A 24,965-nucleotide genomic window follows, 5' to 3' on the forward strand; every position below is an offset into this window, starting at 1 on the left:
GGCTGACACAATCCGGCTAAAAAGGCACAAGGGTTCTGCGGTATACTCCTATACACCCTTTCTCCATGCCGGCGGCTTATTTCCAAGCCGATGGCAGAAGTAAAAAGCTGTATGAGAACCTTTGCCCTTATGCATTTACTAGTCAGGCATTCGATATTTTATTAAGCGGGGAGCATCCACCCATTCGGGTTATCCAGCCTTAGGTCTTGTCCGCTCCCCTGCTCTGGAAATATTCTAACAAGAACATGCAGACATTACCTCAACGCAAAAGTCCAATCCCGGTTTAAAAATAGACAAATAAGTCCAATTTTAAAAAATCATTTTCATGGTCACTCAAATCAATAAAAAGGAAACTTTCAACAATCTGAAACAAAGTGCAGATTAGATAAAAACTGCGCTGAAAAAAGACAAAAAAAATAAACCGTGCGGATTTTCCTGTTTTTCTTAATCCACACGGTTCATGCTAACCGTTCTGTATGCTTCTGTTTAAAAAGCATCAGACTTATCATTTCATCTATCATTTTCTTATTCGGCCCATCCAGCTGGCTGTAAAGGGAATAAATATCAGCTGTGCCGGTCTGTTGCTGCCCCAAGGATTTATTTTCTGAAGCTTTATAAGTGTTATTGTCATTATGAATGCCATCGTTATTATGTAGCAGCCGGTCCGGGGTCAGCTCTGACGGCGGCACTCCCAACGCCTCCGCTAAATCGTACATCGTCTGGATTCCCATCTCAGTACTGCCACGTTCATAACGTGAGATGACGGTGTTTGTACAGGTGCCGCCCACCCGCTCTGCCAGCTGCTCCTGTGTCAGGCCGGCCCGTTTTCTGAGTGTCTTTAATTTTTTTCCGGTTGCTTCCAGGTCCGATACCCATTCCTGTTTCAACACCATCACCTCCTTCATGCTAATGGAGGCTTTTCCGTATAAAAAGGCTGAGGCAAATAGGTTCTGCGTTCTGCACAGTTCTTATTAAATGCAGCCCAACTCTCTATTTGCCTCAGCCATATTTTTTATATCAAAAAAGCAAAGGTTACATAAAGATTTGCGCACTTCTACCGTTGATTTCATCTACAGTCCTGACAAAATTTTTCGTTTTTAATAATCAACTAGAGTATTTTTGCTAAATCATTAAATATGTAACTTTTGCTATTCTAAAATTCTAAACTGCTTTCATCACCTCATATTTTCCCATCATCTTTAGAATTAAAATAAAACAGGTTCATTGTCAATCTTATGTAAAATTGGATATCAAACCTCACATATCTCATGTGAGTATTTTATATTATCACAAATTGGCAGATTTTGCAAGAGTTACACATTGATTTCTGGTATTTTAAAAATTTCAACCTTTTTTTCGACAAAAATTCAATATCGTTATTTTGCACAAAACGGTTGCGTGTTCTTTGTAGAATTTGTTTCTTTTCTATTTCCCATCATATCATCTTTCTTTTTCGATAGCATTCTAATAAGGCCGCCAGTTTCATGCCGGCCGTCTGAGATTTTGCAGATGAATGTATTAGCTGATTCTTTGCAATTCCTCCTCGAACATTTCCGCTGCAGATTTATATCCATGGATGCGCCGCGGATATTTGTTTATCCAATTTTCAACCTCCTGGATGTCCTCGGCTGTTCGATCATCAAAATTTGTTCCTTTAGGAACTTTTCTCCGGACCATTTTGTTTGTCACTTCATTCGTCCCTCTCTCCCAACTGCTATACGGATGACAATAATACATTTTTGTTCTCTTTCCGGCTCCTATTGCAGACCTCTCCAGTTCTTCGCAATAGGCAAATTCCGTCCCATTGTCTACAGTTATGCTTTTGAATACCGTCTTGAATAATTCTCCCCAGCGTTTTTCCAATCGGTCCACTGCTGCCACCACTTCCTCAGCACTATGGTTATTCAATTTGAATATGATCTCCGCTCTTGTTTTTCTTTCTGTAAGTGTTAATAATGTATTTTTAGATTTTCCTCGGCGGCCCAGAACGCTATCCATTTCCCAGTGACCGAACTCCTCTCTGCTGTTTATGATTTCCGGCCTGTTTTCTATGCTTTCGCCCGCCTCTGCTCTCTTTTGCTTCTTTACTTTATTATATTTTCTTTTCCTGTTCTTTTTTACTGGTAGGTTTTTATTGGTTACTCTCAAAAAAATGCCTTTATCTATATAGCTGTATACAGTGGTTGTACATATTTGGGTCTGGAACTCGCTCCACCGTCCTAATGCTGTCAGTTCCCCTATGATTGCGTCCGGGCTGTAATCTTCATTTATTATTTTGTCCTCTATGTAATTTGCCAGCTTAATATCATTTCCTATCTTTAATTGTGTTCCTCGCACTTTTAAATTTTCCTCATATTTCCGTTGTGCAAGGTCTGCGCTGTATCTCATTTCTCTTGTATAATCACTGTTCAAATGTTCATATTGCCCACGCTTCAACTCGTTATAAATTGTGCTTCGGTGTACATGCAAAATCTCTGCAATCTCTACAACCTTGTGTCCTGCATTATACAAGGCTTCTAATCTGATTCTATCATTGTGTTTTAATTGTCTGCTACCCTTTTGATTTGCCATGTTCCCGCCCTCTTTCGTAAAACAAGCCGCAGGCGTTGTTGTCCTGCGGCTCTCTGTGTGCTTTTTGTTATTTGCCCTGCAATATCTTTTCTACTATCAGCTTTTCAATATAATGCGGGCAACTCCGTACCCCATTCTCCCAGTTTGTCAGCGTTCTATATGGTATCTCTAACCATTCCGATACTTCGCGCCTGCTCATGCCCTGCTGTTTGCGTGCCTCTTCAATCGTCACTTTATCCGTTTCTTTACACTCCATATCCATTTTCTCTCATTTCGTTTATGATTGTTTCGTTGTACCCTCTTCCATAATATCTAAAAATGACGCTTTCATCTTCAAAGAAAACCCAGTCACAATTAGTATCATTGATAATTCCTGCAACCGCTTCTTTTTTTGAAGAACCCGGCAAGAATTTTACAATATATTCGGCAGCTTTGTCCATTGATTTGAAATTAAAGACCTCTCCGCCCTCTTCCTCTTTGCAGATTGCAATATAATCGCTTTTTGTATATCCCTTTACTGCTTTCATTCTATTACACCTCTTGCCTTTTATTTTTTTCCTGCTATAATCTAATTAAGCACTTGGGGCGGTTAGCAGGATTGTTTAGGTATCCGCCCCTCGTGTGTTCCCTTAATTCTATTTTATTTTCTTACTTCTTCAAGAATCTTTTCTATATGTTCTACTGTATGTGTTTCCCCGTTTGTTTTTGCTACTTCTCTAATTGATACCAACATTGCTATTAAATCGGCTTTGCTCATTTCTTCGTTCTCCATTTTTAACTCCTTTCCTGCTGTTCCCTTGCTACAATTATATTATATACCCATTGAGTATATTTGTCAATTACTTTTTTACTCATTGGGTGTATTTTTTTATAAAGAAAAACACCATAACTATTGTTACAGTGTCCCGCTTTCGTCTGTCAGCCATTCCATGCTCACGCCCAGTGCTTTAGAAAATATTTTCAGTTCATAATCTGTTACGATTCTTGTGCCTCTTTCTATACGACTTATCGAATCTCTTTCTATCGCAACTCCGGCCACCTGCATACGCGCCGCTAAATCACTTTGTGTAATTCTGTTTTTTGCTCTCGCCAACCTTATGCGTTCCCCGCATAGGTTATCCTTTCCCTTGTATGCGTATATCTTCATCCGGTACGCCCCTATCATGTGTTAATAATCAGAATTTTTCTTGACTTTACCACATTTCAAAAGCATAATTGTGTTAAAGGTCAGCATGACTATAATTTTCACATTTATCTAGGAGGATGCACTATGGATTTATTCACAAAAGCTGATAAGCAAAAAGAGTTCCCTGATAGTAATACCGTTCTTATACATTTGAAAAGCAACGGAAAATTCAATGTAACTATTCATGATAACTTTCTCACGGTAGAGCCGCGTGGTTTCACTAATGCTGTTAATAAGGGATTGATCGGACAGAAAACCTATGATCTTAATAATGTTTCCGGTGTGCAATACAAAAAGCCAGGATTTACCACTGGATATTTGCAGATCGTTCTCATCGGTGGCAGAGATGCACGAAACGGTGTCTCAGGAGCTGTAAAAGATGAAAATTCCATCACTTTCTCTAAAAAAGAGGATCATCTGATTCTTGAAATAAAAGAATATATTGAAAATTATATCCATAAACGCTCCACTGGTTCCGCTACCTCCTCTAATCTTGATGAAATACGAACATTAAAAGAGCTGCTTGATATTGGAGCAATCACAGATGAGGAATTTGAAGCCAAAAAGGCTCAGTTGCTTAACCTTTAAAGAAATTACAAAAGGCCCCGGCATTACGCCGGGGCCTTTCTATTTACCACTCATCTGATATTATTTCACATATACATTTCCATCATAATATGCTGCAATCCATCCAGACGGTACCAGAATCCATATATCACTGCCTACATTCTTGATAGCCTGGCACGTTACCTGAGTACCTGCATCCAGGCATCCATCATGATCTTTATCATGTCTCCGTCCGTCCAGTGTCAGCTGGCTGTAGCTCTTGGTTGGGCAGCCTGTTCCTGCTCCTGTTCTCACTTTCAGTTCAACCTGCAGAGCGTACACTGTTCCCGCTTTGTAGGTCGGCGCCTTGTTGGAGCTGTTTCCGGAATTTGATCCAGCCTGTCTAATATACGATGAATCTACAAAACCATAAACCTTTTTAGCAATCAGGATATAATACCAATCATGGCCGCTGTTGTCCTTGATCGTATCGCAAATATCCACCAGGTTTCCTGCTCCCAGTACCGGCCAGGACTTGATGCTTGTGGAGCTGCCTGCCCAGGTCTTAACCGTAACATTGTCCTGTGTGATTTCTCCCACCCACTTCGGAGTCTTATTGATTCCTCCGGATGCTGATCCGCTGGAAGTCGTTCCGGAGTTCGTTCCAGAATTAGAACTGTTTCCTTTACCGGTTGCTTTGGATGCATAGTCAGGTATTCCGTATCCACGGATATATCTGCCGTTAATTGTGATCTTTCTTGTTCCGACCAATCCGCCGCCCATGTTGCACTCTCCTATTAGAATCTCTCTGGTGTTCTTATTGACCTCCAGAACAATTCCAACATGATCCGGCCAGCTTGTACAATCCGTTGTTGCATAATTCGTTCCATCTTTCCAATAATAGAACACGAAATCTCCAGTATCTGGGATATATGCATCATTTTCAACCCACCGGCCCATTTTCTGGAACAGCTGAATCATATATCCACAGCTGCACTCTCTTGGAATAATGTCCGTGAGTCCGGCCTTGATTCCCGCTGCAGATGCTCCTGTTGCACAGTAGTCATCTGTTGGTTGTACTTTGTACCCTCTGGCCAATGGCAGGCAGCTATTGTATAAGTTGATAATGACCATGTGTGATCTATCTGACCGTTTCAGTCCGATCCATCCTCTCATGTTGTTTGCTACCATCTGTCTCAATTCATTCTCTGTCATTCCTGCGCTCTCCTTTTCTTCTCCTACATACTGCTTGATCCATTTCACACAGCACTGATGTCTGGACTGATACATCTTGTCTCCAACCTGGTTGTTGTTTGATGTATCCTGCTGATCCAGGATCAATGATGCATAGACGCTATCCGGCGTGTACGGTTTGGCCGCACGTCCGAAAATTCTTTTTGTCGGTTTCAGGCCTCCCAGGTGTTCAATCTCGCACCACATCATCTGAGCTGGTACAGTATTGACTCCGTATGCCACGGCCTGTTTGATGTATGTCTCCATCAGCTGTTCAAACAGCTCATCCTGGCATTTCTTTCCGCTCGGTGTCGTTATGATTGCGATCAGCGCTGCTTTCTCTGTTGCGGATGGATTCCAGCCGATTGCCTCCCAGTCCTGGCTCAGTCTGGACTCAATTCCTGCAGTGTCAGCTCCGCGAAATGCTCCCGGATCTTCTTTCAGAATCATCTGACAGAGTTTTCTGGCCTCATTGCCATAATTCTGTGCCCAGCCCAACGTGCAGGTTTTTTCATTCGCTGAGTTTGCTCCCTTTCCGGCGTATGCTTCATATCTTCGTTTTCCATATACCTGTCCGCCAGACTCTACTGCTCCGATAATATTCGTCAAAATTTCAAGCTGCTTTTTGTCCATGATCTTCCTCCAATCAAAGAAAAAGGGACGGTTTCCCGTCCCCTGTTCCTGTTATTTTTCTGTCTCGTCCTCAATGCACGCTGCATCTGTCAGTCCCTCTCCGATGATGTACGCCACCACGGATGCTCCTGCCATAATCAATGCTGTGACCTGTGTTGCTGTGTTCTCAGCTCCACCAGTGGCCACAATCATCATGCTCACGAATGATGCAACTGCAGTCCATAACTTTCTACTTGTCAGTTTTCTTACCCAGTTAATTTTCTTCATTTCTATGTTCCTCCTCTGATTTCTTTGTTAAAATCTCTATTGCCTTTGTGATCTGTGGCGGCATCGGAATCCCCATCAGACCCGCATTCTCCACAATGCTGATAGCCTCATTGGAAATAAATCCGATAATCACGGCGTCACGTATGTAGTTCACATGAATCAGCATATCGAACCGGTACGCCATCAGCACGATCAGCAAAATCACGGCTTTTCTGCAGAGTCCTTTGAATCCCGCCTTGCTTTCCAGTGCTCCGTTTTTCGTCTTTGTAGACTTGTGGAACACTCCGGCCACAATCAAGCCAGTCAGGTAGTCTATGCCGATCAGAATCATCAGCGTCTGCAATCCTGTATCCCAACCACCCAAAAGTGCTGCTATGAATCCGCCGACCATTCCAACCGTGGTGCATAGCTGCTCTTTCATCATCTTTCTACACCTCCCCTCTGCCCTCATACATCATCCACATCGTCCACATCAGCGTATGGCCTGCAGTAGTATTCCGTTATATCCAGCTCGTCCTCAATCTGTTCCAGCGTCTTGCTGCTCTGTCCTCTGATATACAACCGCAAGTCCGTGATGTGCGACCATAGCCTTGATATAATTCTCAGCTTAGTCATCATGCCTCTGTGATCTCTCCCATTCCGGATCTAACCAGAATATCTTTCACTTTTGTCTTTAAGAGACGCGGAACTCTTTCATACATTTTCTTTGCGTCCTCTACTGTCTCCTGGTTCATAATTTCCTGTGCCCATAACATTGCCATCATTGCAATACCATCCTTTCCTGTACATAATAAAAATAAATTGATTAGTAACTTACGCATAAACCGCCTCCGACATTTCCAGCAGGCATGATTTCAGCATCCTGATTGTTTCCTCCTGCTCCTGAACCTTTTGTTCCAGTGTCTTTTCTTTCTGTGGCTCATATTCCAGATATTTCTCCGGATTCTTCTCCACAGCTTCACGGTTTACGTTTTCCGCTTTTTCCCGGAACTGGTGGAAATCATATTCCCAGAACGTATCTGTCACAGTGATATACTGTTCTTTTTCTACCATCTGCTGATTTTCTTCTGTAACTTCCTGCCCATTGAGGCAGATTGTCACGTCCACCATTCCGTTATCAAGCGGCTGCCAGCTGACCGCCGGCTGTTCTGTTGTGAATCTTGCTTTCAATGCTTACCCTCCTTTTCGCGTATTTCATCAGTTGCTCTATTCCATACTTCTTTTTGAAGTGAACGGAATCTGAATTTTTGAACCACCCATAATATGAAATGCAGCGGTACGCCAGATCTAGTGCTATCTCCATACGCCGCTGCACCTGTTTTCTCAATCTCAGATATGCCCGTCTTGCCCGGAGGAATATGCTCCGGCGGACTTCTGTGCGGTCCCTATAAATTTTGTATCCCATCATATCAATGCAATCTCCGTGATGCTTTCCATCTTTTCCGATATAGTCAACCTGGAACAGTTTCCAGTTCGGTTTTATCTCCAGGCCCAGCTCCTCTCTGAAAAATCGGATCAGCATGAGCATGGCCTTTTTGACGTCTACCTTTCGTGGTCCCAGGATCAGGATATCGTCCATATAAAAGATTATTTTATAGAACAGTCTTGTCCGTTTCTCCTGGCCACGTCTTTTCTGCACCTTAAAGAGCTTTTGCTGTGCATAGTGGTAGGCAAAACTGAGGTAGTAATTGCATAGCCACTGGCTCAAATATGAACCGATGGATAGCCCCTGCTTGTACGATGCAATCAATGTCTCCACTAAATAAAGCAGGTCATCATTTTTGACCTGCTTTCTCAGAAATCTCATGAGCTTTCTTGTGTTAATAGATGGATAACAGTGCCGCACATCTGCCTTGGCTCCTGCCCTCGTTTTGTCCGGATTCTTCCGAATCCATCTCTCTATTGCATTCTTTCCGTATACCTGGCCACGGCCCGGCACACTGGCGCATTGATATTTTCCTATCTTTCTTTCAAATAATTCTTTCAGAGCATTGACAGCTACATAATTGTATATCTGCTGTTTTATGCTCTCCACGCCTATCTCCCTGAGCTTTCCGGAGTTTCCGTCATACCTCATGGAGTAGTGTATTTCCGGGAAATGAACATCACGCTCCTTGATTTCCCTTGCCAGATCTTCCGCTGCTCTTTCCAGCAACGGGTCCACATTGCTCCTTTTCTCCTGGATCAGTCTGCTCACAGCCCTGACAGACAGAGGTTGACCGGTTTGATACCCGGCCAGGAATCCTGCCACATCACGCCGTTTCCATTTGTCTGAAAAGCATTCCAGCATACAGGCCATGATCCAGTCTTTATCCAGTCGTATATTTTTACAGTATCGTTTCAACTGTGAGTCCTCGTTTCTTGATACAGGAGTTTCCGGTTTTTCTACTCACTCCGCGTCATGGCCTACTGCACCATGCGCCCGTCCAGTCAGGCTCCTTGGCTCCCGGCTGGGCAGTGTGGCTTCAATCGTATTTTGGGGACATGCCCCACGCACCTGCTTTCCGGTGGCTCCATTCCTACAGAGCGAAATGTAACGCTGAAATTCAAATAAATTTCAAGAAAATCCAGAGACGATATTCCAGTTCGTGTTCGACCAGCCATTGTTCGCATTCAGAATCCAGAGGCCAGCATTCGCGCCATTGTTCAAATTGCCCAGCGCAAGCCACAGAGGAAACCGCCCGTTTAGCGTTACAAGTCCGTTATTTATTTATAAGGGGAAAGCCCCTCTGTCAGGCTGTTGCCTGCCATTCACCCCTGGTGCCGTTTGGAGAAACGCCAGAGACGATAGCCCAGTTCGCGCCCGACCAGCCAGAGCTCGCAAGCAGAAGCCAGAGGCCAGCACACGCGCCAAGGTTCAAAGCGCCCAGCGCAAGCCACTCTCTCTGTCCTGACGTTCCTGTATCTGTATACAGTCCATCAGCAAATCCTGTGGTTGAGCCTCCGCCTACTTTCGTAGGAATCATGATGCCCAGGTTCGGATCTGTTGTTTCTTCTGTGATATATTTCCAGGATGCCGCTGTATAGGCCACCTGTGCGATAGCCTTTTTATAATTTGCCCGCACTGTCGCAATGTTGCTGGACAGTGTGCTGGCGTCCTCGCATACATAGACATCTCTGGCCGGATTCCCGTCCGCACCGGTAACAATATCCATGACCACATTCCCCAGAACCTCATAGGCTCCGATACAGGTCTCAATGCCCTGGATCTTGTATGGATCTTTCCCATTGGTGTTGCTGTTCGGAGATCCGTCTGAGCCGGCCACCTCATCAGTTACTCCACTGTGCCATGGCATTGTTGTGATCCATGTGGTCAATGTCGTATCGAATGCCTCCGGAGCATCCACATATACTGCTGCATTGCTGTCATCCACGTCCTCAATCTTTGTGACTTTGACGCTGTATGCTTTGTTGTGTATATAGGAAAAATACCGGTCTCTGTTTGTGTTTGAACCAACGTCTCCGATGGAAACATATGAGCCGATCACATAACCAGCCGCCTGTGCCTTTGTTAGTACCACTCTCATCACTCCGGTTTCTTCTACCAGGTTCTGGTTCTGATTGCTGTATGAGGTACATCCGGCCATGATGCTCTGGCTGTGTGTGGTTGCATATTTAATAATCATCATGAGCTGTCTATAGAACAGATCCCAGCTTGTCGTGCCGCAATAGTGACCGCCCAGCTTGTGCATATAGGTTATCATTCCGGTGTAGCTGACCGGATTTCTCGCCTGTGTTGCCTGGCAGCCATTGGCCGGTGCCAGGCCTTTTGATGAATACGGCACTCCATCAATGTCTCCCGCCGCATACTTGGCATGGATCATGAATGGGCTGATTGTTCCGTCCGGATTGATAGATTCTTTCATCGGATACGGTGTCAGCTCTGTCTGGCTGTCAGAATAATGATATAGGACTGCCTCAGTAGTGTCCTCGATACCGAACCAGGCGCTCATTGTAACCTCTCCGACCTGCACCTTGCCGTACTTGGTAAATCCAATCTGGCCCTCCAGGGCATCTACATGGTTGAAACCATTCTCGTCTACAGAAAAATTGCAGGTAAAATGATGAAATAGGCCATACTGAGCATAATCATCTCTGCCCTCTGTTCTTCCCACAGATGGCTCCGCAACCATATTCTCATTGGCATTCATTTTCACGCCCACAGGGCTTGTGGAGGTCTCCCATTTATAAATCTTTGTTGTGAATACCTTTCCGTTTCTCCTGAGTGCAAAATAATTTGAGAGTGCATTTTCAACGCCCCCTCCGTTCTGCTTAATCAGATCAATCTGTGTCTGGCCAGCTGTTTCAATTTTCGTGACGCTGGCTGCTGTATTCTGTTTCAGATCTTTTGATGCCTGCTGTGCATTGTTCAGGTCAGCCTCCAGTCCTGTTTTGATCTGGTCAGCGTTCTGGACCAGATTCTGCATGGTTGTGATGTTTTCTCCGGATGTTTTGATACTTGCGTCCAGTTTTGTTTTGGCTTCTCCAGCCGCTGTCACATCTGCTTCCAGACTTCTTTCTGCCTGTCCTGCTGCCGTGATATCTGCCTCAAGGCTCTGCTTTGCTTTTCCTGCAGCTGTGGTATCCGCCTCTAAAGTCTGAGCTGCCTTGTTGGCCGCTGTCACATCTGCCTCCAGACTTCTTTCTGCCTGTCCTGCTGCCGTGATGTCTGCCTCTAATGTCTGCACCGTCTTTGTGGCTGCTGTATTTTTTTCTCCCAGGCTCTTGTCTAGGGAGGTTGCTGTTGTGTTCTTCTTTTCCAGGTTTTCCGCCAGTGTAGTCCCTTTGTCCATTTTAGCCGTCAGGTCTTTCTGGACTTCCTTGGCCTCCTGCAAATTACTGTTAAATGCCTGCTGTGTCTGCTGGTTTTTTGTCACGTCTGCATTGATTGACTTTTGTGCCGCCTGGATGTCCGCCTTTGTCTGATTGTATGTATTATTCTCATCAGACACCTCATTGATTGCAGAAACAATCGCAGCTCTGACGTCCTTTCCTTTCTTGGCGCTGGCAATCTGTTCCGTGTACTTCCTTACGTTTGCCATGTTTAACCTCCTAACTTCATCGTATGGGCTGTATCTTCCAGAGCTACCGTTTCCAGATCCTCCGGATGTCCTGGTCTCGCAAGCCTTTTTTCTTCCGGTGTCTCTTGCCAGATATCATATCCTTGGACGCAATACAGCGCCAACTCATACGGTCTTATCATTGTTGCTCTGTTGTTTTTCTTCGCTGAGAATGTCTGCATTTTTGTCTCCTCCCTTTATTCCAACTTTTTTCTTGAAATCTTCGATATCATCCACCTCTGTTCCTGATTTTGGTTGCTGTTCTTCTGTGCCGGTCTGTTCCGTATTGGCTACCGCCAGATCAATCTGTGTTTTCATCAATTCCTGGGCGTATTCTTCTGACTTCATCTGCCTCATGTGTGACTGGATTCTATCCAGCACCTTATCCATGAGACTCGGTGGAATTGCGTACTCCTGCATATATGCCAGCACCTGTGCGTCCAGTTCTCCTGCTACATTATCCAAAATTGCTCCTACGTTCATGATTCTCCTCCTATCCCATCAATAATCCATTTCTATAGGTTTCATCTGTCCACGACCATTCTATAGCTCCGTTTCCGATGTCTCTTATATTCGTGATTTTTCTGCGCGTTCCGGTGTAAGTCGTGTATACTGTTCCAGCGTTCCAGCTGGTAGCTGTACACAGCTTTCCTTTGATATCCACGCAAGTGTTTCCCATGATTCTCAACGTGTGTTCGTTGGTGTTGTTGTAAGCTCCGTTGAAATCAATGTATCCATAGGTTGAACCGCTGTATCCTCCAGTGATTTCTCCATAGCTCATTTTTATCCACCAGTCTCCATTTTTCGCCTCGAAACTTCCCTGACAACTTGCACCTTTCATGGTTACATATCCAGATGCCGTGAGCGTAAAGTTTGTGGAACTGATGCTGATTCTGTTCGACTTAATTGAAATAGAGCCAGACTCTGCACTGATCTCTGAGGAAATTTTTCCTTTTGACACTCTCAGCTTGATAGCATCCGCATTGACCTGGATACTGCTTTTCAGTGTATCCTCTGCTTTTTTCGCTCTTGTGACTTCCGCCGTGATATCGTTGGCTGTCAGTTTCAACTGAGACTCAGTATAGGCCGCCGCATATCCCATGATTTCCACGTCTGTGATGTATACCGTTGTATTGGCCACGTTATTGTAGAAATATGTATAAAAATATGACGGTGTTGCAACATTCTCAAATTCAAATGTTTTCCAGGATGTGCTCAAGTCTCCTGCATTTGTATAGTGTGACGTTCCATCTATTGTCACTCTGATTCTGGCTGTTTTCTCCTGCCCTGATGCACAGGCCGCTTTGAACCTTACTCTGACTTTTCCCTTTTTGTCGAACGGTTTCTGATACCACCGTAGATAATAGGTGCTAGTCGTGTTCGTGATCTGAGCACATGATTTTCCGGAAAACGTGTTCTGTGTGACCTGTGTATTGTTAGACCGGTACCAGCCAGTGAACTTATCTTCGCCATCTGAAAAAGATCCGTTTGTGCAATAGTTATGACTGTTGCTCTCATACATCTCAGATACCTGCTGAGTGATCTTTCCGGCCTCTACCGTGATTCTTGCGTCCACATCGTCAATCAGTTCTTTCACATTTCTCAGTACCCGGATATCCGTCAGATAGATCTGCTGTCCGGATGAGCCAGTAATAGAAAGATAAAAGGATCTTGCCCCGGCGCTTGTGTAGGTAACGGTTCTTTTCAGTGTGTACCATTTATCACAGTTTACCGTTGACAGGTACTGTGAGATTGTATTTCCGGAAAAGCCAAAATAACAATAGCTCGGTTTCTTTCCAGTAGGCGTGTACACCTTGACCTCTATCTCATAGGTGCCTGCCGGCAATGTTCCCAGGCTCTGCTGGATTGATGCTGTGTTTCCGTCTGTTTTGGTCATCAGGATGGCGTTCATATTCCCGGCTGTGCTCTTTGTCACTGTGGCATTGGCCGATGCCGTGAACTTTGAAACGTCCAGACTCTGGTTGTCTCCGCCTTTGATATAATCATACCGGTTCGTGATGCTTTTCTGATCCGTAACCGCCAGCTGTATCTTGTCCTCCATCGACTTGATGCTAGTTGTGATAATTTCTTTCACAGCGGTTTCCCGCTTGTCTGTATAATCATTGGCATTCTTTGTGGCCTGTGAGAATTTCCCCTCCAGTTCGGATTTATACTCAACCGTCAGCTTTTCTGAGCTGACAGAGTTGGCCGTGATCCGTTCGCCTATAATCTGTCCGTCCAGTGTCATTCCCACTGTGTACGGTCCTGCATATCCGTTGTGACTGCCTCCGATGCCCTCCTTGTTTATCTGCAGAATCTTTGTGGCCTTTTCTTTGCTCGGAGCGTCCATGTATAGCTCTCTGAGCCAGAGTCCATTTTCGTCAAATTCTTCCAGATGATATCCTCCGGCCGTTCCTGTCATTTTTGCTGTCAGGTTATCAATGGCTGTCCGCATCTCCTGATTCTGAATTTTCCGGCGTTCCTCGGCTGTTGCTGTGACTCCGGAATAGATTCTGCTCTGCTGTTCTGTATAGGTCAGCTTTCTGTTCTCCCCCAGCGTCAATGTTGCTCCGTCTGGTTTCTGTAGAGGGATCTGCATCTCCATTACCGGAAAAACTCTGTTCATGCCGTATGGCTTTGCTCTGCACTGAATCCTATCTCCGCACTCAAAAGCATCATAGTCACTGTCCATCATGGACAGGTCTACCGCTGTCAGTTCCAGTGTTAAATCCTCAAACTGGTTATCCTCCAGCCACTCTTTTCCTTTTCTGAGCAGGTTTGATGGTTCTGTTACATCCTGCCAGGTGTTAGTTATCCACACCCAGCCAAAGTTTTCCACCGCGCTCTGGTTATAAATGTAATTTGATCCACCGTTTACGCTGGTAATGTCCACATACTTCTCCAGAGCGTCAATCTCTGACTCTCCCTCCAGACGTGCTCCCAGCGGGATCAACGCTGTGGCAATATTTTCCGCCGTTCTGCTCAGTGAGTAGTCCAGCATATTCAGCCCGAACTCAATCGGCTGGCTGCAATACTTTCCGTATTCTTCCAGTGTGATCCAGTCCAGATATAGCTTGTCATTCTCATGCCGGAGTTTCAGATATCCTCCCAGTTTCTCCACCAGTTTCTCTCTGATCGCTTTCAGCGTGTTCTCAAAGTTGGTGTACCTGTATAAGGAATCGTTTGCATCTGTAATGGTCACTTTTCCCAGATAGATCTTTTTTCTATCCTCTACCTGGTTGTTGTGAATATCCAGAAACGTCTCCAGCATCTGCCGTGGTGTCATATCATGGTACTCAGCCTGCGGCTGTATGGAGTCCGCCAGGAAACTCATTGCGCCGGCGCAATAGACATTTTTGTTTCTGTAACGGTCTATTTTGGGCTGTTTCCGGACCTCTCCATAGAACAATTCTGTTGTATCCCGGAACACGCTGACCATGCTGCTCCGGTTCTTGATCTTGTCATACAATGGGTTGTTTGGCGGTACCGAAAACTCAAAGGTTCCCGCATATCCCGTCTGCAGGTTTAGCGTTGGATTGGTCAGTACCGCCTCTTTATCTCCTGGATAGTAGAGGGTCTGACCGTCCATTTTAACTTTATACAATTACAGTGACCCCCTCCTGTACCGGATCGTGAGTGTGCCCGTTCCAGTGAAACTGAGCACCACGTCCTCTGTATTGACTGTGATATCCGCAAAACGGTTCTTTCCTTTCATCAGTGTGTAGGTTTCCCCGTTAGCCGTCATTTTGAGTCCGGCCGATCCCAGGACGCTCACGTATATGGTCGGAACGAACGGCATCTGATCTGGAACGATTGTGTACGTCTTTGTCTCTCCGGCCTTGACCGTAATTTCTGTACCCTCGTCTATGATCCCAGTCTCAAAATCAAACGAATCCCACAACCAGTCCTCTGTAGAATCCGCCACATTGTACTTGTATGGGTCAGCTTTCGGAATGGCCAATGTGAATGTGCCTATCTCCCTATTTCTGTCGTATCCCTGGATAGATGCTCTGCCTGTCCAGTAGAACCCAGAGTCATTGTCGAAAATGACCTTGATTTCTCTGCCCTCTACAAGGTTTCTAAGGTCTGAAATAAAAATATCCCAGTTGTCTCTTGGTTTCTTACCGCCCAGCTCGATGCTGATCGGACGGTTTTTGAATATGCGGCGGCCTGTGATGGCTTCTGAGAAATCCAGAAAGCCATCCGCTCCAGGCACGTCCACATAATAGTTTTCCTGTTCCACATCTCCAATATAATCATTGTTTCCTATTGCCAGTCCCCAGTCATTCAGAGTGTGGAATCTTTCGCCGGTGGCCACGATCTCAATCGTGGCTCCGTTTGTAATTGCGTCCATTATAGGAATCCTCCCTCCTCTGCCAGGATACCCAGCTCTCTATCCATATCTCTTGCCAGTTTCGCTGCTACGCCTCCGGTATCCCATTCGATGTTTAAGCTCTTGGCCAGGTATGGCAGATACTGAGCCAGCAATGATGTGATATTCATGATGGCGTTTGTCCGTTTTGCGTTGCTCTGGTCCATCATTGCGTTTGCATTGATTGTCATGTCTTTGCTCACGCCCTCGATTGCATCAGCCACCACTGATTTACTCTTTTCGATGCCTTTAGCTAATCCCTGCATAAAGTCCGGCATCCAGGACTCATACTCTGTCAGTGGTCCCTCATCAGGCACTGAGAAATGCAGAAATGAGCGGATTGTAGATGCCACGTCTGACACGGCATCTCTGACTCTGCCAATGGCGTTCCTGATTCCGGAAACTATTCCGTCTATGAAATCTCGTCCCCACTGCACTGCCTGGCTTGGCAGTGATGTGATAAAGCTGATTGCTGACCAAAATCCGTTCCGCACAGTTGATCCCAGACTGCTCAGTGCGTTTCCGATTCCGGAAACCATATTGTGGAACGCCTGCACCGCTGACTCTTTCAGATTTTGTGCGGTTTGAACCACACTGCTCTTTAAATTCTCCCAGCTGTCGTGTGCGTTCTGCTTCATTTCCTGCCACTTCTGGTATGCAGATTCTTTCAGGTTCTGGAGCGCCTGGATTGCAGAATCTTTCAAATTTGTTGCTGTTTGAACCACAGAATTTTTCAAATTTTCCCAGGTATTGAGCGCCGTCTGCTTTATCATGTCCCACAAACTTGACAAGGTGTCCATAAATCCTGTAACCAGAGTGACCACATGAGTGACCAATCCCTCTGCAAATGATGTGACCACCTGCTGTATTCCAGACCAGATCTGTGATGCAGCGTCCTGGATATTCTGCCAGATATTTTGTGCATCGGACGCCAACTGAGTGAAATCTCCCGTTACCAGGTCGATCAACAAAAGCACCGGTGCAAGTATCGTATTTTTCAGCAACTCCCAGGCTCCTGATGCAATCTCCGTCAGACCGGACCAGATGCCCTGCAGTGTAGTGACTGCATTCTGCCACAATTCCTGTATGGTTGTTACGATTGATGACAGCACAGGGTTTTCCATCATGGACTGCCAGATTCCTGAGAAGAAATCAGCCACCTGCTGCCAAATTCCCGACCACCATTCCGGGATGCCCTGGAACCATGAAACCACGTTCTGCCATGCCTGCGGTATTGTATCCGTAAAGAATGAACAGATTGACTGCCAGATCTGAGAAAAGAAATCTCCGACCTGTTGCCAGATTCCTGACCACCATTCCGGGATGCTTTGGAATTTTGACACCAGACTGTCCCATGCCTGCGGTATCGTTTCGGTAAAAAATGAGCAGATTGATTCCCACACTTGTGAGCATTTCTCTTTCACTTTTACCCATAAATCTCCGAACCACTCCGATATAGCGCCCCAGTTTTTCACAATGGCTATAATTGCAGTAATTGCTGCAGCTACACCAGCAATGATTCCGATGATCGGCCCCAGTGTTGCCACGCCTAACATACTTACAATGTTTATCACGGCCAATATGGCAGGGGCTAAAGTGGTAAAGGCGGCAATCACAGCCCCCAGTATAACCACAAAATTTTGTACCGGTTCTGGTAATTTCCCGAAAAACTCTCCTATCGTTTTTATTCCGGAGGCAATCGGCGGTATGATATTGTTTGCCAGGTTCATCAGTGCCTCTCCCAGAGGGACCAGGCTCTGCTCCAGCTGTCTCATGCTCGCCTCAAACGTCTGTGAGTCTGTCGTGGACTGATCGAACATATTCTCTGCTGATCCAGCCACGTTATCATAGGTGTCCCCTACCGTAGTGAGCGACTCGATAAACTTCGCATTGCCGTCCTCGGCCATTGTACCGAATGCCAGCGCTGCTTTGTTCAGTTTGTCCTGCTGGTTCTCTGTGTTTTGAATATCTGTCACAATGGCATCAATAACATCTTTCTGTGTAGCTCCGCCCTGCTGCCACTGTTTGAATACATCCTCAACCTCTTTGCTCCAGCCTCCGGTTCCGGCTTGTACCTCCCCGGTCTTTTCATCAATTTTGCTCAGGGAATCCGCTATTGTTCCATCAACCAGTCTGGTCGTGACTTCGTTAATGGCATCGTTTACCTTGTCCAGGTTATACGCTCCATTGTCCAGTCCGTTCTGCAATAGTTGGAAATACTCCTGAGCGGAATAACCGGCCTGAGCGAACTTTCCAGAATACTCTGAGAGGTTATCCCCCAGCTCGTTTGTCTTATCCAGGCCATTCTGTGTACCCTTTACGATATAGTCCATGGCCTGCTGTGCCGTGAGTCCGTACTGCTCCATGAGGCTGTTGACACCTCGGAGAGTCTCATTCATGTCAATTCCATACAGCTCATCCAGCGTGATTGCCTGCTCTGTCAGATGTGTCAGTGTAGTCTCATCCAGATCTTTCAGGTTCTTTTTGACCGTAATGACCGCATTTGATACAGAGTCCATGGAATCTCCCACGCCCTCAGCATATACGTCCTTGATGACTCCGGCTGTTTCCTCAGCCGCTTTCCCGGTTTCTCCAAAATAAGTGGACGCTTTTACTGTGGCATCTTGTGTCTCCAGAAAAGCGTCCTTTGCTTTGTCTCCTAATTCTGTTATTTTATCCCCTAGTCCAGAAATCTGATCGGCTGCCTCCATCAGCGTGCCTGCTGTGAGTGTTTTTCCCATCTCGTCCAGCTGTTCCGCTGTATCGTCTGCCTGTGCTCCCGCTTCTTTCAGATCCTGGATGAGGTTCCTGATTGCCTGTCCATCGTCAACCGTATCCAGTGCATCTGTCATCTGTTTGATGTCAGCTTTCCCGTCTGTGGCTGATCTTCCAATCTTTTCAATGGCCAGTTTCAACTGATCTGATGATGCAGATCCGTTTTTGATTGCTGTTACCAGCTTACTGCCCAGGACGTCCGCATAATCATCCACGTCCGCTCCCAGAGCGTCAAATAATTTGCTGAGGCGTTCGGTGTTCGTAGCCAGTCTGTCCTGTTCGGTATTTAATCCGTCCAGTTCTGACTGATACCGGCTCAATGTTGCCTTGGTTGCCTCAACTTCTCGCTGGAAAGCCATGTACTCCTCCTGGCCAATCTTTCCGGCCTCCAGAGCTGCTGTCACATCTTTCTGTGCCGCCTCCAGCGTGTCCAATTTGCTTGCTGTGTCTGCTATCGCATTTTTCAGTAATTCCTGTTTTTGCGCTACCAGTACCGTATTTGATGGATCTAATTTCAGCAGAGTGTTCACGTCTTTCAGCTGTGCCTGAGTATTTTTCAGCTTGTCGTTTACACCGCTTAGGGCTTTCTGCAGGCCCGTGGTATCTCCGCCGATTTCAATCGTTATTCCTTTGATATTCCGGCCTGCCGCCATCCTGTTCCACCTCCTTAGAACTTGTCAAATTATCAGCACCTTATAAAAATCAGCACCTTTTTCCAAATGTCAGCGTTTTAACTGAATTCAAGTCGAAAAGGTGCTGATTTTATTTCTGCCCTTCGTTACCATACTATATAACACTATTTTACAGGAGGTAACGCTTATGATTTTTTCTTTTTGGCAGGAACATCTTGATGAGTTCCTTGACAGCATGTGTGAACAGGGATTCTGCACAAAAGTAATCTCTGCTCACAAACGATTCGCACTATCCTTAGAGGAAGATGCGACTGTTCATGGCTGGCAAACCTACGAGGATGTGCGAAATTACTACAGTCTGCTTCCAGGCCTGAAGGACAAGACCAGGTGGTTTAAGCTCTCTATTATCAAGAAGCTGGAAGCTTTTCATCTGCTTGGACAAAAACCAGAGCATCGTATTGTTAAGGAGCATGTTCACGTTACTGCACCAACACGAAGCAAGGGAAGACTCAATCTTTTTCCATTGTGCGATCAATTAGACGATTTCCTCGCTTTTTTTATTCAGCAGGGACGCTGTGATGAAACTGTATTATCCATCCGCCGGACAGTCTCTTACATTATCACAATGTCCGCCTCTAACTCATGGGATACCTATCAAGATATCAAAGATTGGTATTTCGAGAAAAAACTTACAACCAAGTACCTTGATAAAATATACCGGATTATTGACCATATGGAGTACTGGCAGCTGAATGGCACCCTGATTGGTTGGGATGACCACGGTATGGTCAATGTAAGAAAACGAAGGTTTCTCACCGTTCCAGATGAAAAAATGTCCGTTGAGCCAAGCCTTGGCGATTTCGATCTTTCCTATGTCCAGATCCACTTAGATGAGTTTCTGGAATGCATGAAGGATAGGGGCTATAGCGAATCTTCATTGAAAGTAAACAAGAATAATCTAAAGCGTATCATCATGCTTTCCAGGAGCATCAGATGGGATTCTATCGATGAAATCCTTGAATGGAATGAACGCCGCCCAATCAGCACCAGTCATATGGACTCCACTAGGAAAACTCTTGAAAAACTCTCATGCTGGCTGTCTACAGGGGATGTCCCGGAGCATCCATCCATTCAAATGAAGCTTGAATCACGAGTACAGAGCCTCGGAGAGCTTGATCTTTCATTCTGGCAGGATCATCTCGATGGATTGCTTGCATACATGAAAGATCATGGATACTGCGAGGACTATCGCAAAAAACTGTATTTCCATACCCGCAGGCTTGTCATCCTCTCACGTGAAGTTGAATGGAATTCTTACGAAGACATCTGGAACTGGTTTTCATCACGCAGCTTCGGGAAATGTTATCTTCATGATATTCGGAGCATCCTTGGAATCCTCGATGAGTTCCACCGCCTGGGTATTATGCCCAACAACAGAGCAACGCAGAATCCGCTTTGCCCACGTGGGAACTGTTATTCGAAGCTTGTTCCCGAATACAAAGCTCTGGTGGACTATGCCTGTGAAGATGAAAAGCGGCGTGGTCTTAAGCCTAATACCATCAAATGTACGAAGACAAAAGCATCTTCGTTTTTATATTCTCTCCAGCAGAGGGGAGTTGAGCGGTTGATCGATGTGGCTGAAGAAGATGTACTTGCCTTTTTCTACACGGATGGAGTTTACCTCCGCGGACAGTCAACCGCATCCAGGATATCCTTGTTTTTCCGTACATGCGTCCCGTTAAATCCTAATGAGTGCAGGAGGATTGGAATGTACGTTCCGAAGTACCATTCCAGCCGGAAAACAATACAATACCTCACAACGGACGAGAGCAACAAGTTCAGGAAGGCTCTTAATGACGAAGGCAACGGCCTGTCCTACAAGGAGAGAGCCATAGGCACCATCATCTTCTATACAGGCATGCGAGGCTCTGACGTTTCATGCCTGAAACTTGACTCGGTAGACTTAAAGCATCGGACGATCAGCTTTACGCAGGAAAAAACAGGAAATCCCGTAGTCCTTCCACTCAGTACCGTGGTAGGGAATGCCATTTATGATTACTGCACTATTGAACGCCCGCACACTGACAGTCTCTACCTCTTTCTATGTGACGCGGCTCCTTATAATACACTTGGAAAGGGCGGCATTGAATGGGCTGTTACAAAAATCATGATGGCTGCAGGGATCCGTCAGGAGGAAGGCGATCGCAAGGGCGGGCATATCTTCCGCCACCGTGCAGCTTCAACCATGGCGGCTGGGAACATCCCTTCGCCTGTGATCAGTGCTGCATTGGGGCATTCTTCTCCGAAGTCGTTGGATGCCTATCTTTACGCAGATATGGAGCACATCCGGGAATGCTCGATCAGTCTTAAAAAGTATCCTGTGTCGAAGGAGGTGATCTCCCTTGGCTGAATACAGTAAAGAAAGAGCTTCTATCTTTGAGCCGTTCATCAGGTATCGAGTCGCATCGAACAACTGGAATGAAGTTTATTCACAAACGATCCTGTATTTCGACCGTTTCTGTTCCGAGAACTATCCCGGTGTGAAAGGGATAACGCAGGAGATGATTAATGGATGGTGCATTCAAAGACCTACGGAGCAGAAACGTTCTTTTATTGACAGATGTCAGTCCGCTCTTAGGCTGATAGAGTATTTACAGAATCGCAACCTTACATCTGTTGTAAAACCAGAAATGCCACCGGCACCGCCAAAGACACACATACCACATGCATTTTCCGAAGAAGAACTCTGTCGTTTCTTCAGCAGATGCGATGAAAATGTCAAAACCGCTCGCGACCAAAGCAGTCGCTTTATTGCCCTTAGCGCATCCGTGGAATTCCGGCTATTGTATAGCAGCGGTATGCGGCCAACGGAGACCCGCCTTCTTCGCACAGAGAATGTCGACCTTGCAAGAGGCATAATCAATGTGAAAGAAACAAAGGGAAATCAGCAGCACTATGTGGCTTTACATGACGATGCCATCCAGTTGTTGCGGGACTATGATGCTGTTGCATCAAAGCGCTTTCCATCACGCATTATTTTCTTTCCTATGAATTCGAAGAATCCAGACATGCCCATTTCACCTGACATGCTGGATTATCATTTTCATAAGGTGTGGGATAAGGTCAACGGGTCATCAGCGGTTCCTTATGATTTCCGACATAATTATGCGATAGAAAACATCAATTCATGGATTAATTCCGGATTTGAGTTCCATGATAAGCTTGTGTTTTTGAGCAAAAGTATGGGGCACACATCCCTTGAAAGCACCAAATACTACTATTCCATCGTCCCTGCACTGGCAGATATTTTACAGAAAACAACCGAAGCTGGGTTCGATGAGATTGTACCGGAGGTGCCGGATTATGAGTAGGATCAATTCAAAATCTTTTGACCTTGCACGTGCCATATCGGAATTCCTTACGGATTATGCGCCAATGCACCTTACCAACAGCGAGCACACACTGCATTCTTATGAGACGGCCATAACCCTATATATCGGGTATCTTGAAAACGAATGCGGTATAAAACCGGCAAACTTCAGTCCGCAGTGCTTTGAAGAGACAAAGGTTGAAGGCTGGATGGAATGGCTTTCGAATGAGCGAGGCTGCAGCCCGCAGTCATGCAACACGAGGCTTTCCTCTTTCCGGAAGTTTATAAAATATCTTTCGTCAAGGAATCCGAAATATCTGTATCTTCTTGATGAGGTATCGAAGGTTCCTCTCCGCAAAAAAACCAAGAAAAAAGTATCTGGACTTAGCCGTGAGGCAATAAAGGTAATTCTTGCCGAACCCGATACCACACATAAAACGGGAATTCGCGACCTTGCCTTAATGGTCATTCTTTATGCGACAGCGGCGCGGATTGACGAGATCCTTTCTATCCGTATAAAAGAGCTGAAGCTGGATATCGAAAAGCCTTATGTCGTAATAATCGGTAAAGGTGATAAAGTACGGACACTTTATCTGCTTCCCAAGGCGGTGGCGCATATCAGGCTATATATAAAGGTTTTTCATGGCTCGAATCCAAAACCGGATTCTTTCCTGTTTTTTTCCAGGAATAAAGGAACTATGGAAAAGCTGTCCCAGTCAGCAGTCCGGAAGATGATGAAGAAATATGCCAGTGCCTGTCATGAAAAGTGTGCAGATGTTCCCTTGGACCTCCATGCGCATCAGTTTCGGCACGCAAAGGCTTCACACTGGCTTGAGGATGGTATGAACATCGCTCAGATTTCATTCCTTCTTGGCCATTCGCAGCTTGAAACAACCATGATTTACCTGGATATAACAACGGAACAGGAGGCTGCGGCACTTGCCACCCTCGAAGATGAAAGTGACCGCAACGCTGTCCCGAAGTGGAATCCCGACACTGATAGTTTATCTTCAATCTGTGGTTTGAGAAAGTTGCAGTAAAACTAATCAGCACCTTTTCGTATGATAATCCAGACGAATGGTTTCATCAAGACAAAAGGTGCTGATTTTTATAAGGTGCTGATAATTCGATAAATGGTGAATTCACCATTTATCAAAATCCTCCTGTGTTGCCATCTTCGGATATTTGTATGAATCATTCTGTTGCTCAGTAAACATATCCATGACCATTCCGACCGTTAGCAGATCAAGATCCCGGATAGAGATTCCGACCTGACAGCATCTCAGGAGGAACAGTGGAGTATTTAACTCCCGGCTACTCGGTCTAAGTTTTTTTTTGCCTGACTTTTTGTCTCCTCATTCATATGCCAGAGTTCCAGAATGGCAGGCAGGATCTGGTAAATAGAGAATGTGTTGAACTGCTCCAGCCAGTCCATAATGTCCGGCGGCACATTCTCCGGATCCGCGTGCTGTGCCATGACATACGCGATATTTTCAAACATTTCCAGGTCCTCAATCGGAATCTCACTTGACTCCTTATCCTCTTTTTTTCCTTTCTTTTTCACAGACTTTGCAATTTTCTGCAAATCCACGAAAAGATCTCTGCGGAATTTCATCCGGTAGATTCTCGGCACCGCTGCGGATGCCTTGAACTCTACCTCTCTGCCATCAATTTCCACCTTTTTTCTCAGCATGATCTATCCCTCCTATTTCTTTATTTCAGCTGTCTGTGCCGCCTCGCTTGTCACGGCAACCGGCTCATATACTTTGTTGTACCAACCTGTATATGTTCCATCTGCTGTGTCCGGTCCTGTCTGTACTTTTACCAGACCGTCTTTTCTCGGACTGTTTGTGATTGTCAGTGTCTCTGTTCCAGGGTCTACTGTCTCCTCTTTTGTCTCGGATGCAATAGACGGTCTTGTGCAGGTGCAGTTATATAAGCATCTGCGGATTGCTTTCACATCTCCATCAAACTCAAACAGTAGAGCGAACGGATTTGTTGTTTTGTCTGCATTTTCCGCAAGGACGCCATTTTTGTCCTGTTCTTCATTGAGAATTTCCACGCGGAACCAGCTCGGAATGAGTGCCATTTCCAGATCTCCCTCATATCCGTTGTTTGCGCTTGTCACATAGTACGCAATTCCGTCTGCGTAGAACTTGGAAATCTCTCCCTGTGCGTCCATGCTGATGCTGACCGCTCCAGGAATACTTTTCGGAGTATCATACGTGTATGTAGTAGCTCCCTCTGTGGTCTTTTCTGTCTGCTTGGCCACATGAACGTTTTTAATGTTGTACTTGACTTTGTTCTCTGCTCCAGTCAT

At 45.6% G+C, this 24,965-nt stretch carries 25 protein-coding genes; 4 read left to right on the plus strand and 21 right to left on the minus strand.

What is annotated here, in order from left to right:
- Positions 1 to 458: 458 nt before the first annotated feature.
- The 6 genes from OCV99_RS09745 to OCV99_RS09770 all read right to left on the minus strand — a co-directional run bounded on the left by OCV99_RS09745 (position 459) and on the right by OCV99_RS09770 (position 3,718).
- Positions 459 to 887, minus strand: a complete 429-nt coding sequence (locus OCV99_RS09745) for a helix-turn-helix domain-containing protein (RefSeq protein ID WP_262575303.1) — start codon at positions 885 to 887, stop codon at positions 459 to 461.
- A 631-nt stretch (positions 888 to 1,518) separates the two neighbouring features.
- The gene (locus tag OCV99_RS09750; RefSeq protein ID WP_158370180.1) at positions 1,519 to 2,571 is read right to left on the minus strand and encodes an IS30 family transposase; all 1,053 of its coding nucleotides are present in this window, start codon (positions 2,569 to 2,571) and stop codon (positions 1,519 to 1,521) included.
- 67 nt (positions 2,572 to 2,638) lie between these two features.
- Entirely contained in the window at positions 2,639 to 2,827 is a 189-nt protein-coding gene (locus tag OCV99_RS09755) for a helix-turn-helix domain-containing protein (protein ID WP_118618077.1), read from the minus strand.
- Positions 2,817 to 3,098 carry a hypothetical protein gene (locus OCV99_RS09760; protein ID WP_158370182.1) on the minus strand — a complete coding sequence of 94 codons (282 nt, stop codon included), beginning with the start codon at positions 3,096 to 3,098 and terminating at the stop codon, positions 2,817 to 2,819. Before OCV99_RS09760 ends, OCV99_RS09755 begins: the two co-directional genes overlap by 11 nt.
- 113 nt (positions 3,099 to 3,211) lie before the next feature.
- Positions 3,212 to 3,343 (minus strand): hypothetical protein, encoded by a 132-nt coding sequence (locus OCV99_RS09765; RefSeq protein WP_262575307.1) that lies wholly within the window; start codon positions 3,341 to 3,343, stop codon positions 3,212 to 3,214.
- Between the two features lie 123 nt (positions 3,344 to 3,466).
- Entirely contained in the window at positions 3,467 to 3,718 is a 252-nt protein-coding gene (locus OCV99_RS09770; RefSeq protein ID WP_117684521.1) for a helix-turn-helix domain-containing protein, read from the minus strand.
- Positions 3,719 to 3,841: 123 nt separating this feature from the next.
- Between OCV99_RS09770 and OCV99_RS09775 the strand changes: the two genes are divergently transcribed.
- Positions 3,842 to 4,345 (plus strand): SHOCT domain-containing protein, encoded by a 504-nt coding sequence (locus OCV99_RS09775; RefSeq protein ID WP_158370184.1) that lies wholly within the window; start codon positions 3,842 to 3,844, stop codon positions 4,343 to 4,345.
- A gap of 60 nt (positions 4,346 to 4,405) precedes the next feature.
- On the opposite strand, the gene OCV99_RS09780 is transcribed toward OCV99_RS09775, so the two are convergent.
- The 13 genes from OCV99_RS09780 to OCV99_RS09840 form a co-directional block, all read right to left on the minus strand.
- Positions 4,406 to 6,169 (minus strand): hypothetical protein, encoded by a 1,764-nt coding sequence (locus tag OCV99_RS09780; protein ID WP_158370186.1) that lies wholly within the window; start codon positions 6,167 to 6,169, stop codon positions 4,406 to 4,408.
- Between the two features lie 51 nt (positions 6,170 to 6,220).
- The gene (locus tag OCV99_RS09785) at positions 6,221 to 6,436 is read right to left on the minus strand and encodes a hypothetical protein (protein ID WP_118064067.1); all 216 of its coding nucleotides are present in this window, start codon (positions 6,434 to 6,436) and stop codon (positions 6,221 to 6,223) included.
- A complete protein-coding gene (locus tag OCV99_RS09790; protein ID WP_317248094.1) occupies positions 6,423 to 6,860 on the minus strand; it encodes a phage holin family protein in 438 nt (145 codons plus the stop codon). The genes OCV99_RS09785 and OCV99_RS09790 overlap by 14 nt, the downstream gene beginning before the upstream one ends.
- Positions 6,861 to 6,883: 23 nt before the next feature.
- Positions 6,884 to 7,054: a hypothetical protein gene (locus OCV99_RS09795; RefSeq protein WP_158553870.1), complete on the minus strand. Its 171-nt coding sequence runs from the start codon at positions 7,052 to 7,054 to the stop codon at positions 6,884 to 6,886.
- Positions 7,051 to 7,257, minus strand: a complete 207-nt coding sequence (locus OCV99_RS09800) for a hypothetical protein (protein WP_158370188.1) — start codon at positions 7,255 to 7,257, stop codon at positions 7,051 to 7,053. Before OCV99_RS09800 ends, OCV99_RS09795 begins: the two co-directional genes overlap by 4 nt.
- On the minus strand, positions 7,250 to 7,606 hold the full coding sequence (locus tag OCV99_RS09805) for a hypothetical protein (protein WP_117684531.1): 357 nt from the start codon (positions 7,604 to 7,606) through the stop codon (positions 7,250 to 7,252). Before OCV99_RS09805 ends, OCV99_RS09800 begins: the two co-directional genes overlap by 8 nt.
- Entirely contained in the window at positions 7,554 to 8,780 is a 1,227-nt protein-coding gene (locus OCV99_RS09810; protein ID WP_158370190.1) for a reverse transcriptase domain-containing protein, read from the minus strand. The genes OCV99_RS09805 and OCV99_RS09810 overlap by 53 nt, the downstream gene beginning before the upstream one ends.
- Before the next feature lie 388 nt (positions 8,781 to 9,168).
- Positions 9,169 to 11,478 (minus strand): coiled-coil domain-containing protein, encoded by a 2,310-nt coding sequence (locus OCV99_RS09815; protein ID WP_158370192.1) that lies wholly within the window; start codon positions 11,476 to 11,478, stop codon positions 9,169 to 9,171.
- A 2-nt stretch (positions 11,479 to 11,480) separates the two neighbouring features.
- The gene (locus OCV99_RS09820; protein WP_158553871.1) at positions 11,481 to 11,639 is read right to left on the minus strand and encodes a hypothetical protein; all 159 of its coding nucleotides are present in this window, start codon (positions 11,637 to 11,639) and stop codon (positions 11,481 to 11,483) included.
- The gene (locus OCV99_RS09825) at positions 11,623 to 11,979 is read right to left on the minus strand and encodes a hypothetical protein (RefSeq protein ID WP_117684535.1); all 357 of its coding nucleotides are present in this window, start codon (positions 11,977 to 11,979) and stop codon (positions 11,623 to 11,625) included. Before OCV99_RS09825 ends, OCV99_RS09820 begins: the two co-directional genes overlap by 17 nt.
- A gap of 10 nt (positions 11,980 to 11,989) precedes the next feature.
- Complete coding sequence (locus OCV99_RS09830; RefSeq protein WP_158370194.1) at positions 11,990 to 15,100, minus strand: phage tail protein; 3,111 nt, start codon at positions 15,098 to 15,100, stop codon at positions 11,990 to 11,992.
- Positions 15,101 to 15,850 (minus strand): phage tail family protein, encoded by a 750-nt coding sequence (locus tag OCV99_RS09835; protein ID WP_117941942.1) that lies wholly within the window; start codon positions 15,848 to 15,850, stop codon positions 15,101 to 15,103.
- Positions 15,850 to 19,296, minus strand: coding sequence for a phage tail tape measure protein (locus OCV99_RS09840; RefSeq protein ID WP_158370196.1), 3,447 nt, complete (start codon positions 19,294 to 19,296; stop codon positions 15,850 to 15,852). The genes OCV99_RS09835 and OCV99_RS09840 overlap by 1 nt, the downstream gene beginning before the upstream one ends.
- Before the next feature lie 166 nt (positions 19,297 to 19,462).
- On the opposite strand from OCV99_RS09840, the gene OCV99_RS09845 reads away from it, so the two are divergent.
- From OCV99_RS09845 to OCV99_RS09855, 3 genes are read left to right on the plus strand one after another with little or no spacing between them, the layout of a single operon-like run.
- Entirely contained in the window at positions 19,463 to 21,685 is a 2,223-nt protein-coding gene (locus OCV99_RS09845; RefSeq protein WP_158370198.1) for a tyrosine-type recombinase/integrase, read from the plus strand.
- On the plus strand, positions 21,678 to 22,646 hold the full coding sequence (locus OCV99_RS09850; protein WP_158370200.1) for a tyrosine-type recombinase/integrase: 969 nt from the start codon (positions 21,678 to 21,680) through the stop codon (positions 22,644 to 22,646). The genes OCV99_RS09845 and OCV99_RS09850 overlap by 8 nt, the downstream gene beginning before the upstream one ends.
- On the plus strand, positions 22,639 to 23,685 hold the full coding sequence (locus tag OCV99_RS09855; protein ID WP_158370202.1) for a tyrosine-type recombinase/integrase: 1,047 nt from the start codon (positions 22,639 to 22,641) through the stop codon (positions 23,683 to 23,685). The genes OCV99_RS09850 and OCV99_RS09855 overlap by 8 nt, the downstream gene beginning before the upstream one ends.
- Before the next feature lie 263 nt (positions 23,686 to 23,948).
- Here the strand turns inward: OCV99_RS09855 and OCV99_RS09860 are convergent, their stop codons facing one another.
- Together OCV99_RS09860 and OCV99_RS09865 are read right to left on the minus strand one after the other, a co-directional pair.
- A complete protein-coding gene (locus tag OCV99_RS09860) occupies positions 23,949 to 24,338 on the minus strand; it encodes a hypothetical protein (protein ID WP_158370204.1) in 390 nt (129 codons plus the stop codon).
- 12 nt (positions 24,339 to 24,350) lie between these two features.
- On the minus strand, positions 24,351 to 24,965 hold the full coding sequence (locus OCV99_RS09865) for a major tail protein (protein ID WP_158370206.1): 615 nt from the start codon (positions 24,963 to 24,965) through the stop codon (positions 24,351 to 24,353).

The sequence above is a fragment of the Dorea acetigenes genome (genome assembly GCF_025567385.1).
Lineage (GTDB): Bacteria > Bacillota > Clostridia > Lachnospirales > Lachnospiraceae > Claveliimonas > Claveliimonas acetigenes.